15 protein-coding genes are annotated in these 21,463 nt (G+C 67.2%); 10 read left to right on the forward strand and 5 right to left on the reverse strand.

Going from position 1 to position 21,463, the window contains the following annotated elements:
* Positions 1 to 10 precede the first annotated feature (10 nt).
* The 5 genes from G015_RS0100580 to G015_RS0100600 all read left to right on the forward strand — a co-directional run bounded on the left by G015_RS0100580 (position 11) and on the right by G015_RS0100600 (position 4,437).
* Positions 11 to 691, forward strand: a complete 681-nt coding sequence (locus G015_RS0100580; RefSeq protein ID WP_020145995.1) for a 3-deoxy-D-manno-octulosonic acid kinase — start codon at positions 11 to 13, stop codon at positions 689 to 691.
* Complete coding sequence (locus G015_RS0100585) at positions 684 to 1,820, forward strand: glycosyltransferase (RefSeq protein WP_020145996.1); 1,137 nt, start codon at positions 684 to 686, stop codon at positions 1,818 to 1,820. The genes G015_RS0100580 and G015_RS0100585 overlap by 8 nt, the downstream gene beginning before the upstream one ends.
* Complete coding sequence (locus G015_RS0100590; protein WP_020145997.1) at positions 1,817 to 2,419, forward strand: hypothetical protein; 603 nt, start codon at positions 1,817 to 1,819, stop codon at positions 2,417 to 2,419. The genes G015_RS0100585 and G015_RS0100590 overlap by 4 nt, the downstream gene beginning before the upstream one ends.
* A gap of 70 nt (positions 2,420 to 2,489) precedes the next feature.
* A complete protein-coding gene (locus tag G015_RS0100595) occupies positions 2,490 to 3,161 on the forward strand; it encodes a sulfotransferase family 2 domain-containing protein (protein WP_020145998.1) in 672 nt (223 codons plus the stop codon).
* Positions 3,145 to 4,437: a hypothetical protein gene (locus tag G015_RS0100600; RefSeq protein WP_020145999.1), complete on the forward strand. Its 1,293-nt coding sequence runs from the start codon at positions 3,145 to 3,147 to the stop codon at positions 4,435 to 4,437. Before G015_RS0100595 ends, G015_RS0100600 begins: the two co-directional genes overlap by 17 nt.
* 12 nt (positions 4,438 to 4,449) lie before the next feature.
* Here the strand turns inward: G015_RS0100600 and G015_RS0100605 are convergent, their stop codons facing one another.
* From G015_RS0100605 to glnE, 5 genes are all read right to left on the reverse strand, one after another.
* Complete coding sequence (locus tag G015_RS0100605; RefSeq protein WP_018137981.1) at positions 4,450 to 5,259, reverse strand: sulfotransferase; 810 nt, start codon at positions 5,257 to 5,259, stop codon at positions 4,450 to 4,452.
* Complete coding sequence (gene hldE, locus G015_RS0100610) at positions 5,256 to 6,692, reverse strand: bifunctional D-glycero-beta-D-manno-heptose-7-phosphate kinase/D-glycero-beta-D-manno-heptose 1-phosphate adenylyltransferase HldE (protein ID WP_020146000.1); 1,437 nt, start codon at positions 6,690 to 6,692, stop codon at positions 5,256 to 5,258. Before hldE ends, G015_RS0100605 begins: the two co-directional genes overlap by 4 nt.
* Positions 6,693 to 6,768: 76 nt before the next feature.
* A complete protein-coding gene (locus G015_RS0100615) occupies positions 6,769 to 6,993 on the reverse strand; it encodes a zinc-finger domain-containing protein (RefSeq protein WP_018860791.1) in 225 nt (74 codons plus the stop codon).
* Positions 6,994 to 7,010: 17 nt separating this feature from the next.
* Positions 7,011 to 7,931: a branched-chain amino acid transaminase gene (locus G015_RS0100620; RefSeq protein WP_020146001.1), complete on the reverse strand. Its 921-nt coding sequence runs from the start codon at positions 7,929 to 7,931 to the stop codon at positions 7,011 to 7,013.
* A gap of 13 nt (positions 7,932 to 7,944) precedes the next feature.
* Entirely contained in the window at positions 7,945 to 10,872 is a 2,928-nt protein-coding gene (gene glnE, locus G015_RS0100625; RefSeq protein ID WP_020146002.1) for a bifunctional [glutamate--ammonia ligase]-adenylyl-L-tyrosine phosphorylase/[glutamate--ammonia-ligase] adenylyltransferase, read from the reverse strand.
* Positions 10,873 to 11,305: 433 nt separating this feature from the next.
* Between glnE and G015_RS0100630 the strand changes: the two genes are divergently transcribed.
* The 5 genes from G015_RS0100630 to G015_RS0100650 all read left to right on the forward strand — a co-directional run bounded on the left by G015_RS0100630 (position 11,306) and on the right by G015_RS0100650 (position 21,405).
* Positions 11,306 to 12,343, forward strand: a complete 1,038-nt coding sequence (locus tag G015_RS0100630) for a Fe(3+) ABC transporter substrate-binding protein (RefSeq protein WP_018993472.1) — start codon at positions 11,306 to 11,308, stop codon at positions 12,341 to 12,343.
* A gap of 217 nt (positions 12,344 to 12,560) precedes the next feature.
* Positions 12,561 to 14,240: an iron ABC transporter permease gene (locus tag G015_RS0100635; protein ID WP_018649234.1), complete on the forward strand. Its 1,680-nt coding sequence runs from the start codon at positions 12,561 to 12,563 to the stop codon at positions 14,238 to 14,240.
* Position 14,241: 1 nt separating this feature from the next.
* The gene (locus tag G015_RS0100640) at positions 14,242 to 15,357 is read left to right on the forward strand and encodes an ABC transporter ATP-binding protein (protein WP_018139064.1); all 1,116 of its coding nucleotides are present in this window, start codon (positions 14,242 to 14,244) and stop codon (positions 15,355 to 15,357) included.
* Positions 15,358 to 15,529: 172 nt separating this feature from the next.
* Positions 15,530 to 17,260, forward strand: coding sequence for an autotransporter assembly complex family protein (locus G015_RS0100645; RefSeq protein ID WP_020146003.1), 1,731 nt, complete (start codon positions 15,530 to 15,532; stop codon positions 17,258 to 17,260).
* Positions 17,257 to 21,405, forward strand: coding sequence for a translocation/assembly module TamB domain-containing protein (locus tag G015_RS0100650; RefSeq protein WP_020146004.1), 4,149 nt, complete (start codon positions 17,257 to 17,259; stop codon positions 21,403 to 21,405). Before G015_RS0100645 ends, G015_RS0100650 begins: the two co-directional genes overlap by 4 nt.
* The last annotated feature ends 58 nt before the right edge of the window (positions 21,406 to 21,463 follow it).

Genomic DNA, 21,463 nt, shown 5'->3' on the forward strand with positions numbered 1-21,463 from the left:
TTGCCGCATCTTGTCTAACCCCGGGATCCTGCGGAAGTGCAAGAGCGACCTGTTCGAACCCGAGGCATTGCGGGCGCTAGGTCAGTGGACCGGCAGCAGCAGCGGCCGACGTGCAGCCCACTTCCTGCATCATGAAGGGCGCGACTGGGTCTTGCGACACTACTGGCGGGGCGGACTGATTGCGCGGGTTGCCACGGATACCTACCTGTGGACCGGGCTGGACCGCAGCCGCCCGGTGCGCGAGTGGCGCCTACTGGCGCGACTGCACGAACTCGGGCTGCCGGTCCCGCGTCCGGGGGCCGCGCGGGTTTGCCGCCGCGGACCCGTGTATCGCGGGGACCTGCTGAGCGAACGCATCCCGGACAGCCACCCGCTGGACGAATGGATCGGAGACGGAAAGGACACGCCCGAACTGTGGGACGCGATCGGGCGAGTGATCGCCCGGTTCCACGCCCATGGCGCCTGGCATGCGGATCTCAACGCCCGCAACATCCTGATCCAGGACAACGGGCAGGTGTGGCTGATCGACTGGGACCGGGGCCGAATGAACACCACCAGAGGATTGAAGCGCAACCTTAGCCGACTGCAACGCTCGCTCGAAAAATGGCCCGAAACCCGCGAACGTGGTCGCGCTGGCTGGCCACACTTGGTACGCGCTTACCGCAAGGCGCAGAGAGTCCAGGATGGCTGACCGGCTGGCAATCCTCATCGCCTATAGCGGCGACGGCGGAGTGGAGAAGATGATGAACCACCTGCTGCGAGGCTTCGTGGACGCGGGCGTCACCGTAGACCTGCTCCTGCTCAAGGCCCGCGGGCGTCACGTCGAAGAGATCCCCGAGGGCGTTAACGTGATCCGCCTGAACGTCCGCACGTCACTCCTCGCACTGCCCGCTGTTGCACGCTACCTCCGGGGCCATCGGCCTGCGGCGCTCCTGGCTGCCAAGGACCGAGCGGGGCGGGTCGCAATTCTCGCGCGCGCACTTGCCGGTGTGTCGACCCGCGTGGTCCTACGCATGGGCATGCACCTTTCGGGTTCCCTGGCCGGGAAAACCCGGCTGCAAAGACTGGCACGCCACATCCCTGTGCGATGGCTGTATCCCCGTGCGGATGCGATCATCACCGTGGCCCGGCCCGTAGCCGAGGACCTCGCCGCGATTGGGCGGATACCGGAATCCCGATTCCATGTGATTGCCAACCCCGTCGTTCCCCCCTGGCTGGACGAACTCGCTGCGGCCCCAGTGGACCATCCGTGGCTGACCGAATCACCACGCAAGACACCGGTACTGGTAGCGGCTGGCAGGCTGCGGCCGCAAAAGGGGTTCGATTTGTTGCTGGAAGCCTTGGCCGAGGTGACCCGACAACGCGACGTGCGTCTGCTCATCCTGGGCGAAGGACCAGACCGCAAAGCCCTGGAAAACCAGGCAGCGGAACTGGGCATCGGTCCGTCCGTGGATTTCGTCGGATTCCTGCCCAACCCCTATTCCATCATGCGGGCCGCCGACCTGTTCGTTCTCTCCTCGAGGTTCGAGGGTGCCCCCAATGTGCTGATCGAAGCGATGGCGCTTGGCACTTCTGTCGTCGCAACCGACTGCCCCAGCGGGCCTCGCGACATCCTGGAACATGGGGCACTCGGTCCTCTGGTGCGACCTGGAGACCCGGGCGAACTCGCGCAGGGCATCCTGCAGGCGCTTGATGCGCCGGTTCCTGCCTCACAGCTGCAGGATGCGGTCGCCCCTTACACCATATCCCGCAGCAGCCGGGAGTATCTGCGTGTCTTGCGGTTGGCTCCGTGCGACCACCCAGCAGACGAGCAAACATGACCTCCCCTCTCCTGATCGACCTGCCCACCGAAAGCCTGCAGCGCTGCCTGGTCAAGCGCGGGGCCATCGACAAGGCTTTGTTCGCTGTCGAGGGACTCCTCCTTCCGCGTGGCGTGAGGCGCGGCCGATGGCACCGGGATGCGATCCCTTTCGAAAATCACCCAGTGGTTCCGATGATGCGTGCACTGCTGGATCCCGAATCAACGGCCGCTCAACAGGAAAACGCCCTGCGCACCTACTATGAGGCGCGTGGAAAGTCGCCGGCGCACGCCGCTGAAAAGGCGCAGCACATACGCGAGGACTACGTGCGCGAGTACCGGGCATTATGGGAAAGCCTGCGCACTCACGGCTACATCGCCGGCGCCGGAAAGGACGAGATCGGTGTTGCGATCGGTCCGGATGGGGAGTTCATCAAGGTCGCCAACGGCAATCATCGACTGGCGGCGGCACGGCTGGCTGGCGTCGATCAGGTGGTCGCGGAGCTGCGGTTTGTCCATAGTGCGTGGCTCCACCATCACGCCCGCGGTCCTGGAACGCCTGGACAGCGAATCGAGGCGGCACTCACCGACTTTAATCCGCGCCGGGACGGGACAGACTAGATGCCAGGCGCGTCAAGCTTGCCAGCGCTAGAATGGCGCCCCAAGCCGGGGTTCCGATAACGAAGAAGCCATGCTGATCTCCTATCGCAAGAATTTCCTGTTCGTGCACATCGCCAAAACGGGCGGGACCAGCATCCGGGCGGCGCTGCGGCCGTATCGCTGGGGCGGGTGGTACACCATTCCGCTTTGGGCGGCGAGCCAGGTCAGTCAGCTGACCCGGCCGCGGCACAAGCTCGGGCTGAAATTCCCCCGCCACGCGAAGGCGATCGCGGCGAAGGAGATGCTGCCGGAGCCGGTCTACCGCGAGCTGTTCAAGTGCGCGATCGTGCGCAACCCGTGGGATCTTCAGGTGAGTTCCTGGCACCACATCCAGCGAGAGAAGCCGGAGGTCCTGAAAGGGGTCAAATCCTTCGGAGATTTCCTGCGCCTGAAGTTCGATCCCGAGCGCCCATACGACTACATGCTGGACACCTCGGCGGAGTTGCAGCACGAGTACATCGTGGATCTGCAGGGGCGGGTGATCGTCGACTTCATCGGCCGCTACGAGAACCTGCAGGAGGATTTCCGCACCATCTGCGACCGCATCGGGATACCTGCGCCGGGGCTGCCGCATCTGCGCCGCGCCACCGGGCGCGACGACTACCGGACCTACTATGACGATGCCCTCGTGGACTTGGTCGCGCAGCATTATCGCCGCGACCTGGACCTGCTGGGCTACCAGTTCGATGCGCCGCACACCTGAAACGGGTGACCGCCCGGATATCCCCGGGCTTGGAACGCTCGCACTGGAACAGTGCATTCACGAGTACCCGGGCAAACGACGGATCTTCCGCGCCCGGCTTGCCAGCGGGCAGCCGGTGGTTGCCAAGTTCTACCTTAGGCGCATCGGCCAGTGGGCCGAATGGCGGCGCGGGACGCGTGGAGCGCGCCTGCTGGAAGCCGCCGGCGTCGCCGCGCCAGCCGTGCGCCACGCCGCTTACTGCCCCCGGTATCGTGCCTGGCTGCTGGTCCTGGATCTCGTCGAGGCGGACGAACCCTGGCCACCGTCCGGAGACGACCCGGGAGACCAGGCCCACGGGCGCCTGCTGGCCACACTGGCCGAACACCATCGCGCTGGCCTCGTGCAGAACGATCTCAACTGGCTGAACTTCATCCCCCGCGAGGGGCGTCTGTTCGCCATCGACGGAGATCGCGTGCGTCGCCGCAACGGGCCGCTCGGCCGCCGAGCGGCCCTCGACCACCTGCAACGGCTGTACGCCTCCAAGACCCGCCTGCCCGAGACACTAATACGGGAGGGCTTCCGGCAGTATCACGAACTGAGGGGCTGGGGAGTGACGGAAGCCGGGTTGCCACGCTTCCTGCGCGACCTGCGCCGCGCTCGTCTCCGGCACGCTCGCCGCGTCGCCCGGCGGGCGTGCCGGGGGTGGAAACACTACCCCCGATTCCGTATGGACGACCTCCGGGTGATTCATGACCGCCGGGCCCTCTCCCGTGGACAGGCCGAACACCTCGCCCTCCAGCTGTACGAAACCGGCGAATTGCCGGATGGGTTCTCCGGGCATGCCGAACGGCCATATCAGGCCCAGCGAATCGAGGCCCCCTGGCAGACTCTGCCCGGCTTGTTGCGCCCTGCACTCACGCGTCAGACGGCCCGGCGGGCCTGGAGCCATGCTCTCACGCTGCGGCGTCTGGGACTCTCGGTGCCCCGGCCGGTAGCGATCATCGCCGCCGATCGCGGCCTGGTCTGGCTGGTCTGGGAGACGGACCCGGAATTGCGCCCGCTGGATGCCGCCAGCGAGCCCCCGGGAGCGGCGGCGGCCGAGACCCTGTGGGCCGGGCTGCGGGATTACGGGATCCGCTTTCGGGGGCGGGACCCGCGCATGCTGGGCAGCGATGGCCAGGCGCTGTGGATCCTGGATCCCCTGCCGCTGGCCTTCGGACGTCCGGAGTCGCGGGGGTTTCTGCGGGCCGCGGAGGGCGACCGGGCATGGCTGGAACGGGTTAGCGAGCCTCGCTGATCCAGCTGGGGCTCAGTCGATTCCCCAGCGACGCTCCTTGGCGTCGTTGGCGACCCGACCCGGCCAGGCAATCAGGTTCTGGATGCGCTGCATGTAGGGCGGGATCACCTGTTTCCAGGCATCGTCGGGCCGGATCTGACTGCCCTCGGTCTTGCGAAAGACATCCGCGGAACCGATGTTGTGGTGCGGCATCTCCGCCCAGGCGTCCAGCTGCGGGCGCTCGAACTCCAGACCCAGCCGGGCCATCAGCTTCGGCAGCTGATCTTCCGGGTCGTACGCCAGCTTTTCGTAGTTCAGCACGATGTGCGGCTCGTTGCGCAGGAGGTAGTAGAGGCGCAGCGAGCGATGCGAATACGAAAACGTGGGGATGTAGTTCTGCTGTTTGCGCTTGCGCAGCGACTGGGCCCGGCCGCGCGGGTCACGCAGGACATGGATCGGGATGACGTCGATGTCGGGCGCGGCCATCAGGCGGCGCAGGCGCTGCACCGACTTGGAGTTATCGGTCACGAACGGGACGCCGCTGACCTCGGAGACCACCTCGAACAACGTGCGGTTGTGCTCGTTGAAACGCGCCGGATCGCGTGCGTGCACATCGAGCGTCTCCAGGGTGCAGCCAAGGCGTTCCTCCAGACGGGCGTTGACGGCCGACCAGAACTCGCACTCCCAGAAACTGGGGGCACCACAGGGGCAGGGATGCTTGCGCGCATAGTGCGCCAGCCGCCGCACCCCGCCCAGCGCCCGAATCTGGCTGTGGGCATCCAGCAGGATATCCGTCAGCGTCGAGCCACTGCGGCCCATACCCACAAGGTAGAGTACTTTCATCGTTGTTCCTGACTCGCTCGTATGCGTTCCACCACGGCGCTGGTGGAACAGGCGTCCATGAAATCCAGCACTCGCACCTCGCCTCCGTTCGCCACTACTGCATCGTGCCCAGCGATGGCCTCAGGCCGATAGTCGCCACCCTTGACCAGCACGTCCGGCAGGGCCTCGGCGATCAGGTCGGCCGGGGTGTCCTCGGAGAACGGGACCACCCAGTCCACCGCGCCCAGGGCCGCCAGCACGGCCATGCGCTGGTCCAGCGGATTCACCGGGCGTCCCTCTCCCTTCAGGCGACGCACGGAGGCATCGTCGTTCACCGCGACCAGCAGCCGGTCCCCCAGGGCACGGGCCTGCGCGAGATAGGCGACATGGCCGGCGTGCAGGATGTCGAAACAGCCGTTGGTCATCACGACCCGCTCGCCCGCTGAACGAGCCCGGCGCAGCACCTCCGCCAGCTCGGCACGGGACAGCATGCCCTGACCGGCTGCCCGGGGGGCGTAGATCTCGCGCTCGATCTCGGCCAGCGAGACGGTGGCGGTGCCCAGCTTTCCGACCACGATGCCGGCCGCCAGGTTGGCCAGCTGCATCGCGTCCTCGATCGTCGCGCTGGCCGCCAGGGCGGCGGCCATGGTGGCGATCACCGTGTCACCCGCCCCGGTCACGTCGAACACCTCGCGCGCTCGGACCGGCTGATTCACGGCCGCCTGCCCCTCGCGGAACAGCGTCATCCCGGCCGCGCCACGCGTGACCAGGAGCGCCGGGATTCCGCAGTGCTCCATCACGCCGCGGGCCGCCCGTTCGAGGCTTTCATCGTCCGGACAGGGACCTGCCACACCTTCCAGTTCGGCGAGGTTGGGGGTAATCAGGTCCGCTCCACGGTAGAGGGAGAAGTCGCGGCCCTTGGGGTCGACCAGTACGGGGACCCCGGCGGCGCGGGCGGCCTGAATCAGGGGTTGGGGGTCGCGCAGCGCGCCCTTGGCGTAGTCGGACAGGACCACGGCGCCGCAGTTGGCCAGCAGGGGCTCGACCTGTGGCAGCAGGTCGGCGGCGCGGGCGCCGGGGAAGCCGTCCTCGAAGTCGAGGCGGATCAGCTGCTGGTGGCGGCTGATCACGCGCAGCTTGGTGATGGTGGCCGCGCCCGCCTGGCGGCGGAAGTGACAGGCCACGCCCGCCCCTTCCAGCAGGCCGGCCAGTTCGGCCGCGGCCTCGTCCTCGCCGGTCACACCGACCAGATCGGCGTGACCGCCCAGGGCGGCGAGATTCAGTGCGACGTTGCCGGCCCCGCCCGGGCGCTGCTCGATGTCGCGCACATGGACTACCGGAACCGGGGCCTCGGGCGAGATGCGGTCGGTGCCACCATGCCAGTAGCGATCCAGCATCAGGTCGCCGACCACCAGCACACGGGCCTGATCAAACGGGGGCAGGGAAAGCTTCATCGGATGCGTGCGCGGGAACGCCCGGGGCGGGCACGATTCACCCCGGCGCAGATGCCAGGGCGCGGGCCCACGATGATCAGGCGTCGTCCTTCAGGATGAACTGGGTGCCGCAGTACGGGCACTGAAAACGGCCGTCCGGGGTCTCGTCGATCGGCAGGAATACGCGCGGGTGCGAGGCCCACAGTGCCATCTTTGGCGTCGGGCAGTGCAGCGGCAGGTCCTTTTTGGTGACCGTGATCTCCGGCTGCGCGTTTGCGGTCTCGTACTGGTCCTGGTGATGGGCGGTATCGGGATTGACCATGGTTTTCGTCTCGCGTGTCAGAGGTAGGTCAGCCAGCCGTCGTGCTGACGGTCGCGGCCCTGTACGACATCAAAATAGCGCGATTGCAGGCGTTCGGTAATCGGCCCGCGGGTGCCGGAGCCGATCGGCCGGTCGTCGACCTCGCGGATCGGGGTCACCTCGGCGGCGGTCCCGGTAAAGAAGGCCTCGTCGGCAATGTAGACCTCGTCCCGAGTGATGCGCTTCTCCACCACGCGCAGGCCTTCCTCCTCGGCCAGCGCGATCACCGTGCGGCGGGTAATGCCGTCCAGCGCGGAGGTCAGGTCCGGGGTGACCAGCACGCCATCGCGCACCAGGAAGATGTTCTCGCCACTGCCTTCGGCCACGTAGCCCTCGGTGTCCAGCAGCATCGCCTCGTCGTAGCCGCAGCGGGTCGCCTCCTGCAGGGCCAGCATCGAGTTCATGTAGTTGCCGTTGGCCTTGGCCTTGCACATGGTCACATTCACGTGGTGCCGGCTGTAGGACGAGGTACGGATGCGGATGCCCTTCTCCATGCCCTCGTCGCCCAAATAGGCGCCCCAGTGCCAGGCCGCGACCATCGCGTGCACATTGAGGTTGTCCGCGCGCAGGCCCATGCCCTCGGAGCCGAGGAAGCACATCGGGCGCAGGTAGGCGCTCTCCAGACCGTTGTCGCGGACCGAGGCGATCTGTGCGTCGTTCAACTCGTCGGCCGAGTACGGGATGGTCATGCCGAGGATCTTGGCGGAGTTGAACAGCCGCCGGGTGTGGTCCTGCAGGCGAAAGATCGCCGGGCCGCGCTCGGTCTGGTAGGCGCGCACGCCCTCGAACACGCCCATGCCGTAATGCAGGGTGTGGGTCAGTACGTGGGTCTGCGCCTCGCGCCAGGGCACCATCTGCCCGTCCAGCCAGATCACCCCGTCGCGGTCGGCCATCGACATGTCTTGTATCCCTCTAGGCGTTCTTGTTGGCGACCGGATCCGGCGCGCCGAACAGGTCATTCCAGGTTTCGATTATGCGGTCGCGCACCGCCAGCAGCTCGTCGTCCGGCTCCTCGACCCGGGCCTCCCGGCCCGCCAGCGTCAGGCGATGGATGCGGTTGCGCAAATCCCGATAGGCATCCGCCAGCGCCTCGCTCAGATCCTCGCCGATCACGCCCTCGCGTCCGAGGGTCTCCAGCGTGCGGATCTTGTCCGGCCAGTCGCAGACGGCGGGATGGTCGTGGGCGGATACCAAAACCCAGTATTGAACCATGAATTCGATATCAGTGATACCGCCCCGGTCGCGCTTGAGATGGAAGCCCTGGCCCTTTTTCGAGGCGTGCTCGGCCAGCATGCGCTGGCGCATCTCGACGACCTCCGCCCGCAGGGCATCGGTGTCGCGTTCGCGGGTCAGCACCTCGCGGCGCAGGGCATCGAACTGCTCGCCCAGTGCAGGATCCCCGGCGACGAAACGGGCGCGCACCAGTGCCTGATGCTCCCAGGTCCAGGCGGATTCGTCCTGATAACGGCGGAAGGCCTGCAGCCCGCTGACCAGCAGACCGGACGTGCCGCTCGGGCGCAGCCGCGTATCCACTTCGTACAGCCTGCCGGCTGCGGTAAAGGCCCCCAGCAGATGAACCACGCGCTGCGCGACCCGGGCAAAGAACTCGGTGTTGTCGATCACCTTCGGCCCGGCGGTCTGCGCGTCCTCGCCCTCGGAATCATGCAGGAACACGACGTCCAGATCGGAGCCATAACCCAGCTCGAAGCCGCCCAGCTTGCCGTAGCCGATCACCGCGAAGCGCGCCGGGCGCAGGTCGTCGCCCTCGCCGCAGCGCGGCTCGCCGTGACGCTCGATCAGCTTGTCCCAGGCGAGCTTGAGCACCCGCTCGAGCATCACCTCCGCCAGCCAGGTCAGGTGGTCGGAGACCTTCATCAACGGCAGAAAGCCCATGATGTCGGCCGCCGCCACGCGCAGCGTCTGCACCTGCTTGAACTGGCGCAGGCGGTCCAGCATCTGCTCGTGATCCTCACCCGGGAACTGCGCGAGCTCCGCCTCCAGTTCCTCGCGCATCCCGTCCCGGTCCGGCGGGGCATACAGGGCACGCGGGTCGAGCAACTCGTCCAGCAGGACGGGGAAGCGCGTCAGCTGCTCGCTGATCCAGGGGCTGGCCGCGACCAGCTTGACCAGCTGCGACAGCGCCAGCGGATTCTCGACCAGCAGCGACAGATACACCGAGCGGCGGGCGATGGTGCGCACCATTTGCAGAGCGCGGGGTAGCACCGTGCCGGGCGCATCCATCTCGGCCAGGGCCCCGATCAGCAGCGGCATCAGACGATCCAGCCGTTGGCGTCCCGTGGTGCTCATCGCGCGCACGCCGGGGCTCTCGCGCAAATCCACGAGCCCCTCCAGGGCCGCTCCGGGGTCGTCGAAGCCGAGGGAGGACAAGGCCTCCCGTGCCACGTCGTCGTCCAGCGAGCCCTGCCACAGGCGATGCAACTGCTGCTCGCGGTCCGCCTCGGGCGAGCTGTCCATGGACTCGGCATCGTCGCGCTGCGGGGCGGTAAACACCTGCTCGAAGTGCGCATGCACCCGGCGCTGTTCGCGCACCAGCGCCGCCTCGAAGGTCACCTCGCTGTCGAATCCCAGCGACAAGGCCAGGCGGGTCCGGTCGCCGGCAGAGCGCGGCAGACGGTGGGTCTGCTGATCGTTGAGCATCTGCAGGCGATTCTCGACCCGGCGCAGAAAGCGATAACTGCGCTCCAGCTGGTCGACCGCGTAGCCCGGCAGCAGCCCGCGCGCGCGCAGCACCTCCATCACGCCCAGCAGGTCCCGCCGCTGCAGGGCCTGGTCGCGCCCGCCGCGAATCAACTGGAACGACTGGGCGATAAACTCGATCTCGCGGATCCCGCCCTCGCCATGCTTCACGTCTTCGTAGCGGCCGCGACGGGCGGACTCGTCGTTGATCATCTGCTTGAGTTCGCGCAGGTTCGCGAGCGTGCCGTAATCAAGATAGCGGCGGTAGATGAACGGGCGCAGGCGCTTCATCAGTGCATCGCCCGCGGCCGCGTCCCCCGCCAGCGGGCGCGCCTTGATCAGGGCGTAGCGTTCCCATTCGCGTCCATGCGCCTGGTAGTAGTCCTCCATGGCATCGAAGTGCATCACCAGCGGGCCCGAGTCGCCGAACGGGCGCAGACGCATATCGACGCGATAGCAGAAGCCGTCCGCGGTCACCTCGGACAGCGCCGCGATCAGGGCACGCCCCAGCTTCTGAAAGTACGCACCGTTATCCAGCACCCGTTCGCCATCGGTCTCGCCGGACTCGGCGTAGGCAAAGATCAGATCGATATCGGAGGAAAAATTCAGCTCGCCGCCACCGAGCTTCCCAAGCCCCAGCACGACCAGCGACTGCGGTGCACCGTCGGTCCCGCGCGGCTGCCCGTGGCGCTCCTGGTAGTGGCGGTCGAGCCAGTCCAGCGCGCCCTGGATCAGGCCCTGGGCAAGCCGACTGAGGTCGTGCATGACCTCGTCCAGGTCCGCGCGCCCCTCCAGGTCCCGCCAAGCGATGCGGATCATCTCGCGATGACGAACCTCGCGCAGCGCCTGCTTCAGCGGCCCTTCGCCTTCGGCCTTCTCCAGCGCGGCACGCAGCATCGCGGCAAAGGCGTCGTCATCCCGCGCGGGCACCCGCCCCTTGTCATCCAGGGTGTCGAGCAGATAGTCCGGATGCCGACCCACCGTCTGGGCGAGGTAATGGCTGAAGGCCAGCGGGCTGGCCGACTGACCCGACAGGCTGCCGGGCCAGTCGGCCTTTTCGCCAAGGTCCTGCAATAGGTGCTCGACCTCCTCGTCCAGGAAGGGGGGCAGGGCTTCGGGGGTATCAGGCAGGGGCTTGTCCATGGGCCAAGCTTAGGGAAACACTGATCAATTTACACGCTCGCGCTCGAGTCGCTTTTGCGTGCGAACAAGGCGCGGCGACTGCCGTGCAGTCATTCTGCACAAGGGAGCCGCAACGCAGTTCCCGCGCCCGTTGTGATCAAAAACGGGCGGCCGAGCCCCTTCGGGGTTGGCACCCCAGGTTCCCCGATCCTGCGTTGCGCCGCTTGCGGGTAGAACCACTACCCGCTGCACGACGCGCCTTGTCTCGGAAAACCTGGGGTGCCAACGCGAGTGTGTAAATTGGTCAGTGTTTCCCTTAGGAAACACCGGCCGACGTGCATGCCACCCCCTTGGAAAGGTGCAAAGCCCCAACTCGGCAGCAGAAAATCGTTGACAAGGATGAGAACACAAATAACAATCGTTCTCGTCTAATTTGATCAATGGAAGATTCAGTATGCCGTTTCGCCCCCTTTCCTGGCTGGTGATGGCCGCCGCGGCCGTGGCCGTCTCCATGCCCCTGGTCGGCTGCAGCCCGGCCGACGAAGATGAAGTGAACCTCTACTCGGCGCGGCAGGAGAATCTGATCCAGCCGCTACTCGAGCAGTTCACCGAGGAGACCGGGATCAAGGTGAACCTGGTCACCGGCAGCGCGGACAGCCTGCTGCAACGCCTGCGCCATGAGGGACGCAACTCACCCGCGGACGTGCTGATCACCGTGGACGCCGGGCGCCTGCACCACGCCCAGCAGGCGGGTGTGCTGCAGGCTGTGGAATCCGACACGCTGGCCGAGAACATCCCCGAGCGCTATCGCGATCCCGAAGGCGAGTGGTACGGCCTGTCGCTGCGCGCGCGCCCAATCCTCTATCACAAGGACCGGGTCGATCCGGATGACCTGTCCACCTACGAGGCCCTGACCGACGAGCAATGGGAAGGTCGTATCTGCATCCGCTCGTCCGACAACGTCTACAACCAGTCGCTGGTGGCCGCGATGATCGCGACCGAGGGCGCGGAGGCCGCCGAGGCCTGGGCCGCCGGCATCGTGAACAACATGGCGCGCCGGCCGCAGGGCGGCGACCGGGACCAGATTCGCGCGGTGGCCGACGGGGTTTGTGATGTTGCCATCGCCAACACGTACTACCTGGGGCTGATGCTGGACGGCGATGGCAGCGACCGCGATGTCGCCGAACAGATCGGCGTCTTCTGGCCCAACCAGGACGACCGCGGCACACACGTGAACATCAGTGGTGCGGGCGTAACGGCACATGCCCCGAACCGCGACAACGCCATCCGCCTGATCGAGTTTCTGACCTCGCAGGAGGCGCAACAGTGGTACGCCGAAGCCAACCAGGAATACCCGATCCGGGATGACGTGCCGGCCAGCGAGATCCTGCAGGGCTTTGGCGAGTTCAAGTCCGACGACATCGAGCTGCACCTGCTGGGCGACAACAATAGCGAGGCGGTGCGAATCATGGACCGCGTACGCTGGCGCTGATGCCCCTCGGGTCCACGCGTTTCGCAAGCCCCCGGCTCCGTCCGGGGGCTTACTGTTTCTGCGAAGCCTTTAATGGAGGAGCGGTCTTGGTGGTATTCGAAACAAGAACCTTTATTATTCGCACTCCATGAGCGCCCAGCCCTCCAACCCAGCCCTGCCCGCTACGCGAACCATTTCTCGGGGCCGGCCGCGACTGTCGTTCAGTCTGTGGTCGGTCGTGGCGATTACGGTGGCGCTGGTGCTCGCACTGCCGGTGCTGGTGATCTTCGGGCACGTGTTCATCCCCGCGGGCGAGGTCTGGGAACACCTGCGCCAGACGGTACTGGCCGATTACGTCACCAACTCCCTGGCCCTGCTGGTCGGTGTCGGCATCGGGGTGCTGCTGATCGGCGTCCCGGTCGCCTGGCTGGTGAGCATGTGCGAGTTCCCCGGACGCAGCATCTTTCAGTGGGCGCTGATGCTGCCGCTGGCGATGCCGGCCTATATCATCGCCTACACCTATACCGGCATGCTGGACTTCTCCGGGCCGGTGCAGAGCCTGATCCGCGACCTGACCGGGCTGGGCTACGGGGAGTACTTCTTCCCCGAGATCCGCTCGCTCGGCGGGGCGATGGTCATGCTGATGCTGGTGCTCTATCCGTATGTGTACCTGCTCAGTCGCGCGGCCTTTCTCGAACAATCGGTCTGTGTGCTGGAGGTCTCGCGCACGCTCGGTCAGGGGCCATTCGGCGGATTTCGTCGCGTGGCCCTGCCGCTGGCCCGCCCGGCGATCATCGCCGGGCTGACGCTTGCGCTGATGGAGGTGCTCGCGGACTACGGTACGGTCGCCTACTTCGGCATCAGCACCTTTACCACCGGCGTGTTCCGCACCTGGTACGGGCTGGGCGACCCAGCCGCCGCCGCGCAGCTCTCGGCGGTGCTGCTGACTTTCGTTTTCATACTCATCGTGCTGGAGCGCTGGTCGCGCGCAAAGGCCCGCTTCCACCACACCAGCCGCCGCTACTCCACCCTGCCGCGCTATCGCCTGCAGGGCTGGAAGGCCGCAGCGGCGTTCACCGCCTGCCTGCTACCGGTGGTGCTCGGGTTCCTGCTGCCCGCTGCCCAGCTCACGATCTGGGCGGCACAAACCACCGACCACTGGATGAACGCCCGCTTCGCCGAGCTGGTGTTCAACACCTTCTGGCTGGCGGTGGCCGCTGCCGTGATCGCAGTAGTCCTGGCCCTGGTTCTGGCCTACGCCAAGCGCATGCAAGGCGGGACCTTTACCAACCTCGCCGTGCGCGTAGCGGGCATGGGCTACGCGATCCCCGGCACGGTGATCGCGATTGGCGTGATGATCCCGTTCGCCGCCTTCGACAACGCCTTGGACGGCTTCATGCGCGACACCTTCGGGCTGTCGACCGGGCTGCTGCTGTCCGGCACCGTGTTCGCTCTGCTGTTCGCCTACGCGGTGCGCTTTCTCGCGGTCTCGCTGCAGACCGTGGAGGCGGGGCTGGGCAAGATCCAGCCAAGCATGGACGACGCCGCCCGTTCGCTCGGCATGCGTCCCCTGCAGACCCTGACCCGCGTACACCTGCCGATCATGCGCGGCACCCTGCTGACGGCACTGTTGCTGGTCTTTGTCGATGTACTCAAGGAGCTGCCTGCGACGCTGATCCTGCGCCCGTTCGATTTCAACACCCTCGCGGTGCGCGCCTTCGAGCTGGCCGGCGACGAACGGCTGGCGGAATCCTCCAGTGCCGCACTGGCCATCGTGCTGGTCGGGCTGGTTCCCGTTATCCTGCTGTCGATGACCATCGGTCGCTCGCGACCCGGTCAGGGCGCACCCGACCAGCGCCCGGACACCGAGGCCGACGCGCCACAGAAACCGCTCCCCATGCCCGCCGGTACGACCTGACATGACACAAGCCGCTACTTCCAACGCCGCCATCCAGGTCACCCATACGCCACTGCTGGAACTGGATGGCATCGACATCGGTTATGACGGCAAGGCTGTGGTGCACGGGGTCTCGCTGGCCCTGCCCGAGGGGCAGATCGGCTGCCTGCTGGGCCCCTCCGGCTGCGGCAAGACCACCCTGCTGCGCGCGATTGCGGGCTTCGAACCGGTGATGCGCGGGGCCATTCATCTGGGCGGGCGGGCCGTCAGCGAGCCCGGACACACGGTGCCCCCGGAACGCCGTGGCGTCGGCATGGTGTTCCAGGATTTCGCGCTGTTTCCGCACCTGAGTGTCGCCGACAACATCGCCTTCGGCATCCGCGACTGGAGCCGCGATGCACGTACCGATCGCGTTCAGACACTGCTGAAGCTCGTCGGCCTGTCCGGATACGGCGAGTCCTATCCGCACGCCCTGTCCGGCGGCCAGCAGCAGCGCATCGCACTGGCGCGCGCCCTGGCGCCGAAACCCGCGCTCCTGCTGCTGGACGAGCCCTTCTCCAGCATGGACGTGGAGCTGCGCGGTGACCTGGCCCGCGAGGTGCGGCGCATCCTGCGTGCGGAGCACACCACCGCGATCCTGGTGACCCATGACCAGCACGAGGCCTTCGCCTTTGCTGACCGCATCGCGGTGATCCACCAGGGCCGCATTGCGCAATGGGATACCGCCTATAACCTGTACCACCGCCCGGCCGACCGCTTTGTCGCGGACTTTGTCGGCGAGGGCACACTGATCCCCGGCATGGTATGCACCGAGGACCAGGTCGACACGGCCTTTGGCGAGATCCAGGGTTCGATGTCCGAGCAGCTCCCGCCGGGCACTGCGGTGGACGTGCTGGTACGCCCGGACGATATCGCCATCGACAACGAACAGGGCACGGTGCAAACCGAGATCCTGGACAAGGCCTTCCGCGGGGCTGACTTCCTCTACACCCTGAGGCTCCCCGACGGGATCAGCGTGCTGTGCATCGCACCCAGCCACGACAACTTCGTGATCGGCGAGCATGTGCGCCTGCGCCTGGACTTCACCCATCTGGTGGTGTTCTCGCGCGGGAGCGGAGTGGACTGCCCGAGCGTCTGAACCCAGGGGAGACACGGACGTGATCCTTGTCGGGAACTCACGTCCGCGGCAAGACACTGATAGGGACGCCCCCTTTTCCCAAAGCCCTGCGGCTTCCCGCTATCATCGATCCATGACCCTTCTTCCTCGCCCGCATCCATTTTCCCTGCTGCATGCGCATGCGGTTCGGCGGATGAGATGGATCGGGATTCTGCTGGCGCTGCTGGCATTCCCCCTGGCGGCCGACGAGGACAATGGCCCGGTACCGGGCCTGGTGCTGGAGGGCGGCACGGAGCTCCAGCGCGAGAACATTCGCAACAGCCTCAACCTGGCGCGCCAGCCCTGCGACCTGCCCGGCTTTCGCGAGCGCCGCCTGCTGCGCGATACGGAGGAGCGCGCCCGCAATGCCCTGCGCGCCGTCGGCCACTACGATGCCGAACTGGACCTGAGTCTGGAACGCGACAACGACGGCTGCTGGGACCTGCACCTGACGTTCGATCCCGGCCCTCCGACCACAGTGGAAACCGTCGACATCCAGGTCACCGGCGAGGGGGTCGGCGATCTCGCGTTCGAGGCCGTACTCAGCCAGACCGACATCCAGGAAGGCGATGTCCTGCGCCATGACCGCTACGACACCCTGCGCAATCGCATGACGCGGATTGCGGCGGATCGCGGCTATTTCGACGCGGACCTGCACACCCGCCGCCTGGAGGTCGACCGCGAAAACCGCACCGCGACCATCCGCCTGCACATGGACACCGGGGAGCGATACCGCATCGGCCGGGTCACGCTGGACCAGGACATCCTGGCGCCAGAGTTCGTCGAGCGCATGATCCCTTTCGAGGAGGGCGACCCCTACAGCTCCTCGCAGATCATCGCGCTGCAGCGAAATCTGAATGACTCGGGGTACTTTTCCGGCGTACGGGTACGCCCCCTGCGTGACGAGGCCGAGGACCGCCACGTCCCGATCGTGGCCGAGTTCGAACCCCGTCGGCGGCACAGCTACGAGGCCGGCATCGGCTACTCCACCGATATCGGCCCGCGCCTGCGCTTTCGTTTCGAGAACCGCTATGCCAACAAGCGCGGTCACCGCTATCACGCGGAGCTGGAGGCCTCCCCGGTACGCTCCGGTGTGGGCTTCAACTACGCGATCCCGCTGCGTGACCCGCTGCGCGAGCAGCTGAACCTGTTCACGACCTACCGCACCGAGGACACCGATACCCAGCAGTCGGACCGCTTCCAGATCGGGGCCAACCGCGTGCTGCAGCGAACCGGCGGCTGGCAAACCACCGAGGGCCTGCGCTACGAGTACGAGGACTACACCGTCGGCGAAGAGACGGATCGCAGCCGCCTGCTGATCCCGTCTTACCGCATCGGCCGCATGGAGGCGGACGACCCGATGACCCCACGCCGCGGCTACCGCTTCGACATCACCGTGCAGGGGGCCCAGGAAGAGCTGCTATCCAGCACCTCGTTCGCTCAGGTGCTGGCCAGCGGCAAAGTCGTACGCGCCATCGGCCCGGGACGGGTCCTGGCCCGCGCCGATGCCGGATTCACCGAGGTGGATTCGGTCCACGAACTACCCAGTTCCCTGCGCTTTTTCGCCGGCGGGGACGCCAGCATCCGCGGCTACGGCTACCAGAAGGTCGGCCCGACCAACGAAGACGGCGACGTGATCGGCGGGCGCCACAAGGTGGTCGGCAGCCTGGAGTACGACATCCCGGTTCGCGGCAACTGGAGCGCCGCCGCCTTTGTGGATGCAGGCAACGTCGTCAACGAATGGACCGAGTTCGACCCGGTCTACGGCGTCGGCGTGGGCGTGCGCTGGCGTTCGCCCGTGGGACCGATCCGCGTCGACATCGCCCACGGCCCGGATTCCGATGACGACTTCCGCATCCACTTCTCCATGGGGCCGGACCTGTGAGGCGCCTGGGCAAGACACTGCTGTGGCTGATCGGCGGGGTCCTGCTGCTCCTGGTCCTGGTGATCGGGAGTTTGGTCGCCCTGCTCGCCTCCGAGAGCGGTACGCGCTGGCTGGTCGAACAGGCCGAGCAGCACGCCCCAGTGGATCTGCGCATCGAACGCGTGGAGGGCACGCTGTTCACCGAGCTCGCAACCCACGGTCTCTACCTGTCCCTGCCGGACGGCCCCCGCATCGAACTGGACGAGGGCCGCCTGGGCATCGACGCCCGCGCCGGCCTGCGCGGTGAGCTGCGGATCCCGGTTGTACATGCGACCGGGCTGCTGATCGACCTGCCACCCGAGGCGATCGATGACGACGAAGAGCCCTTCGAACTACCCGATGCGATCCGCCTCCCATTGGCCGTGCAGCTGGAGGATGTCCTGCTGAGCGACCTGCGGGTGTACCGCGAAGGCATGCCCCTCGTCGCCATCACGCAGATCGCGGCCCAGGCCCGCGCCAGCGGCGCCCTGATCGAACTCCAGCACCTCGACCTGGACATGCCGGAGATCCGGGCACAGTTACAGGCGCGGGTCGAGACCGCAGATGACTACGCGGTGAACGCCGAGGGCACCTGGACCGCCCCCCTGCCGGACGCCGTGGCCGAAGGCCTCGATACCAGCGAGGCACAGGGGCGACTGGAGCTGGACGGACACCTGCGTGAGCGCCTGCGGCTGCATCACGTCCTGAGCGCCGGCGTGGATCTGACCCTGCAGGCCGAGATCGCCAACGCGCTGGAGGACCCGCGCTTCGACGTTGAGGCCACCTGGACCCCATTCACCTACCGTCTCGCCCCGGACCAGACCGCACATGTCGCCACGGGACGGCTGCGTGCTTCCGGCGAGCCCGACGACTGGTCGCTGGGCCTGGATGGCGGTGCCCGGCTGGACGAAATGCCCGCAGTCGAACTCGTGCTACAGGCCCATGGCGATTTGTCCATTGGCGAGATCGAGACACTGAGGCTGGATTCCGAGGCCGGACGTCTGACGCTCGCCGGGCCCATCCGCTTCGACGAAGTCCTCGACTGGGACCTGCAACTGGCACTCGACGACCTCGACCCCGCCCCCCTGGGTCTGAAAATGGACGCCGGCCTGGAACGGCTACGGGCCAACCTGCGGGGCCGCCTCCCGCTGGACAGCGAACAGACACCGCTCGCGGCCCTGGAAGCCGCGATCGACATCGACGAGCTGCGAGGCCACTTCGAGGACCACACCCTGACCGGGCAGCTGGGCCTGACGCTCGCGGACGGTACGGCCCGCCTGCGGGAGAGCGAACTCAAGGTCGACGAAGACGCCCTGACGGCCACCCTGAGTGGCCAGGTCGCGGGGCTGGGCGGGGACCTGGCCGATCCGGAGCACGCGCTGGATCTCGAAATGGACCTGGCACTGGCCGCACCGGATCTCGCTCGCCTGCAGGAAGAGCTGGAAGGCCACCTGGAGCAGCTGCGCATCGCCGTGTCCGGCCGCTATACCCCCGCCTCGGGACAGCTCCAGGCCCAGTTGCACCTGGACCCCCTGCGGGCCGAAAGCCATGGCATTGGAGTGACCGGCGACGGGCGCGTGGACCTGACCGAGACCGGCGCCCGGATCGATCGCCTGGGCCTGGCGATGGACGACGGCGGGCGCCTGGATCTGGCGGGGGACGTGGGCTGGGCCGAGGGTCTCGACTGGGACCTCGCACTGCAGGCCGAGGCGCTGGACCCGGCCATCATCACGCCCGAGGCACCCGGCCGCCTGGATATGACACTCAACACCCGCGGCCGGCAGGCCGAGGACGGCGTACTGCATCTGCAGGCCGAGCTGGAACGCCTGACCGGCACCCTGCGCGAGCAGCCGGTCGAAGGGCGCGGCCGGGCCGAGCTGGAAGATGATGCCCTGACCGTCGAAGAACTGGAGCTGGCACTCGGCGCCAATACCCTGAGCGCGCACGGCCGCTGGACCGAGGTGCTGGATTTCCGCCTGCGGGTAGACGCCCCGGAACTGCACCAGCTATGGCCCGACCTTGCGGGACGACTGAACCTGGATGCACACGTCACCGGGTCTCCCGAGGCGCCACAGGTAGCGGCCGAGGGCGACGGTGCCGGGGTCCGGCTGGGGGATATCGCGCTGGCGCGGCTGCAGCTGAGTGCCGAGGCCGGGCTCGCGGAAGACGCCCCCGCCCGGCTGGACCTGCGGCTGGAGGACCTGGAACCGGCCACCGGGATTCACCTGGCCGGCGTGCACTTGAGGGCCTCGGGGACCGTCGATGACCATCGCCTGGATCTGGACGTGGACGGCCGGGACCTGGGTACGCTGGCACTGGCGCTGGCGGGGGGCTTCGACCTCGAGGCCACGCACTGGAGCGGCCGGCTGACCCGCCTGGACCTGACGCAACCCCAGGCGGGCGACTGGTCGTTGCCGTCCCCGGTCGCCCTGGAAGGCGGCCCGGAGTCCGCACGCCTCGAGCGCCTGTGCCTGACCCGGGAAGGCGGGCGCATCTGCGCCGAAGGTCGCTGGCAGGAGGCGACAGGCGGGGACTTCAGTGCACTCCTGGAGAACCTGGAGCTTGACTGGCTGGAGACCCTGTTGCCGCCTGAACTGGGCATCGAGGGGCAGATCAATGCCGAGGCCAGCGGACGCCTGGATGACCAGGGGCGCATCGACGCGGACCTGGCCGTGCGCCCGACGGATGGGCGGCTGATGGTGCGCGACGAGGATGGGGAGCTGCAGGATGTGCCCTATCGCGATGTCCGCCTTGATGCGCGCGTACGCGACCGCGACGTGGATGTCGACTTTCGACTCAGCTTTCTCGATGGCGGTATCGCACGGGCGGCGCTGGAACTGCGCCCCGACGGCGACGATATGCGCATCGACGGCGACTTCGAGGCCCGCCTGGATGATCTGTCCTGGATTGCGGCGGCAAGCCCCGACATTCAGCGCCTTCGCGGCGTGCTCGATGCCCGTCTGACATTCGGCGGTCGCCTGGACGCCCCGCTGGTCGAGGGCGCTGTGCGCTTTACCGACGGGGGCGTGCTGATCCCGGATGCCGGGATCGACATCCTGATCCCCGAGGTGACCGCAAACGTCGTCTCCGCCGAGGAGATGACCCTGGACGGGCGGCTGGAGTCAGGCGATGGTGCCATCGACCTCGCGGGTCGCGTGGACCTGGGGGGTGATGGGCCGCGTGCCGAGATGCAGCTGCGTGGAGAAGACTTCCTCGCCGTGAATCGGGTGGACGCCGAGGCGACGATCACACCGGATCTGGAGCTGGTGTTCACGCCCGAGGACGGCATCCGCGTGCGCGGCGAGGTGCTGCTGCCCTGGGCCCGAATCCGCCCACCGGACCTGCCCCCGGGCGCGATCCGCGTCTCCGGAGACGAGATCATCCTGGGCGAGGAGCTGGAAGAGGCACAGGCGCTGAAGACGGATATCCGCATCCGCATCCGCCTGGGTGACGACGTGCGATTTGACGGCCACGGACTGACCGCCCGCTTTGCCGGCGAGGTGGATGTCGAGGAGATCGCCGGGCGCCCCACCCAGCTGTTCGGGGAGATTCGCATCCCCGAGGGCCGCTTCAATGCCTACGGCCAGGACCTGCGGGTCGACCGGGGCATCCTGCTGTTCCAGGGGCCCGCGGAAACACCGGAACTGGACCTGCGCGCCGTGCGCACGGTACGCGAGTACAACGTGGCCGTCGGGCTCGAGATTGGCGGGACCCCGGACAACCTGCGCTCCAGGGTCTTCTCGGAGCCCGCGATGGACGAGACCGAGGCCATGGCATTCCTGTTGACCGGACGCCCCCTGTCGGGAGCGTCCGAGTCGGACGGCAACATGATCGCTTCGGCAGCAGCGGCCTACGGACTGGAACAAAGCGCGCTGATCACCCAGCGGATCGGGACGGAACTGGGGTTGGACGAGGTCACGATTGATACTGAAGGCGGTATCGAGGAGAGCGCCCTGACCCTGGGGCTGTATCTGTCCCCGCGCCTGCTGCTGCGCTACTCGGTGGGCTTGTTCGACAATACCTCGCGGGTGTTGCTGAGCTACGAGCTCAGCCGGCGACTGACACTGGAGACCTCCTCCGGCACCACCGAGCAGACCGTAGACCTGATCTACCGGATCGAACGCTAAGCCCGAACCAGGCTCCGGGGCCTGTCAGGATCGCTCCAGCTTCTTCGCGCGTTCCGAC

Source organism: Thioalkalivibrio sp. ALJ15 (assembly GCF_000383695.1).
Lineage (GTDB): Bacteria > Pseudomonadota > Gammaproteobacteria > Ectothiorhodospirales > Ectothiorhodospiraceae > Thioalkalivibrio.

Excerpts from the sequence above, each read along its gene's own strand:
- G015_RS0100585 (WP_020145996.1), top strand. The coding sequence starts at position 684 with ATGGCTGACCGGCTGGCAATCCTCATCGCCTATAGCGGCGACGGCGGA.
- G015_RS0100605 (WP_018137981.1), bottom strand. The coding sequence starts at position 5,259 with ATGAAAGTACTCTACCTTGTGGGTATGGGCCGCAGTGGCTCGACGCTG.
- G015_RS0100590 (WP_020145997.1), top strand. The coding sequence starts at position 1,817 with ATGACCTCCCCTCTCCTGATCGACCTGCCCACCGAAAGCCTGCAGCGC.
- G015_RS0100600 (WP_020145999.1), top strand. The coding sequence starts at position 3,145 with ATGCGCCGCACACCTGAAACGGGTGACCGCCCGGATATCCCCGGGCTT.
- glnE (WP_020146002.1), bottom strand. The coding sequence starts at position 10,872 with ATGGACAAGCCCCTGCCTGATACCCCCGAAGCCCTGCCCCCCTTCCTG.
- G015_RS0100620 (WP_020146001.1), bottom strand. The coding sequence starts at position 7,931 with ATGTCGATGGCCGACCGCGACGGGGTGATCTGGCTGGACGGGCAGATG.
- hldE (WP_020146000.1), bottom strand. The coding sequence starts at position 6,692 with ATGAAGCTTTCCCTGCCCCCGTTTGATCAGGCCCGTGTGCTGGTGGTC.
- G015_RS0100615 (WP_018860791.1), bottom strand. The coding sequence starts at position 6,993 with ATGGTCAATCCCGATACCGCCCATCACCAGGACCAGTACGAGACCGCA.
- G015_RS0100630 (WP_018993472.1), top strand. The coding sequence starts at position 11,306 with ATGCCGTTTCGCCCCCTTTCCTGGCTGGTGATGGCCGCCGCGGCCGTG.
- G015_RS0100645 (WP_020146003.1), top strand. The coding sequence starts at position 15,530 with ATGAGATGGATCGGGATTCTGCTGGCGCTGCTGGCATTCCCCCTGGCG.
- G015_RS0100640 (WP_018139064.1), top strand. The coding sequence starts at position 14,242 with ATGACACAAGCCGCTACTTCCAACGCCGCCATCCAGGTCACCCATACG.
- G015_RS0100595 (WP_020145998.1), top strand. The coding sequence starts at position 2,490 with ATGCTGATCTCCTATCGCAAGAATTTCCTGTTCGTGCACATCGCCAAA.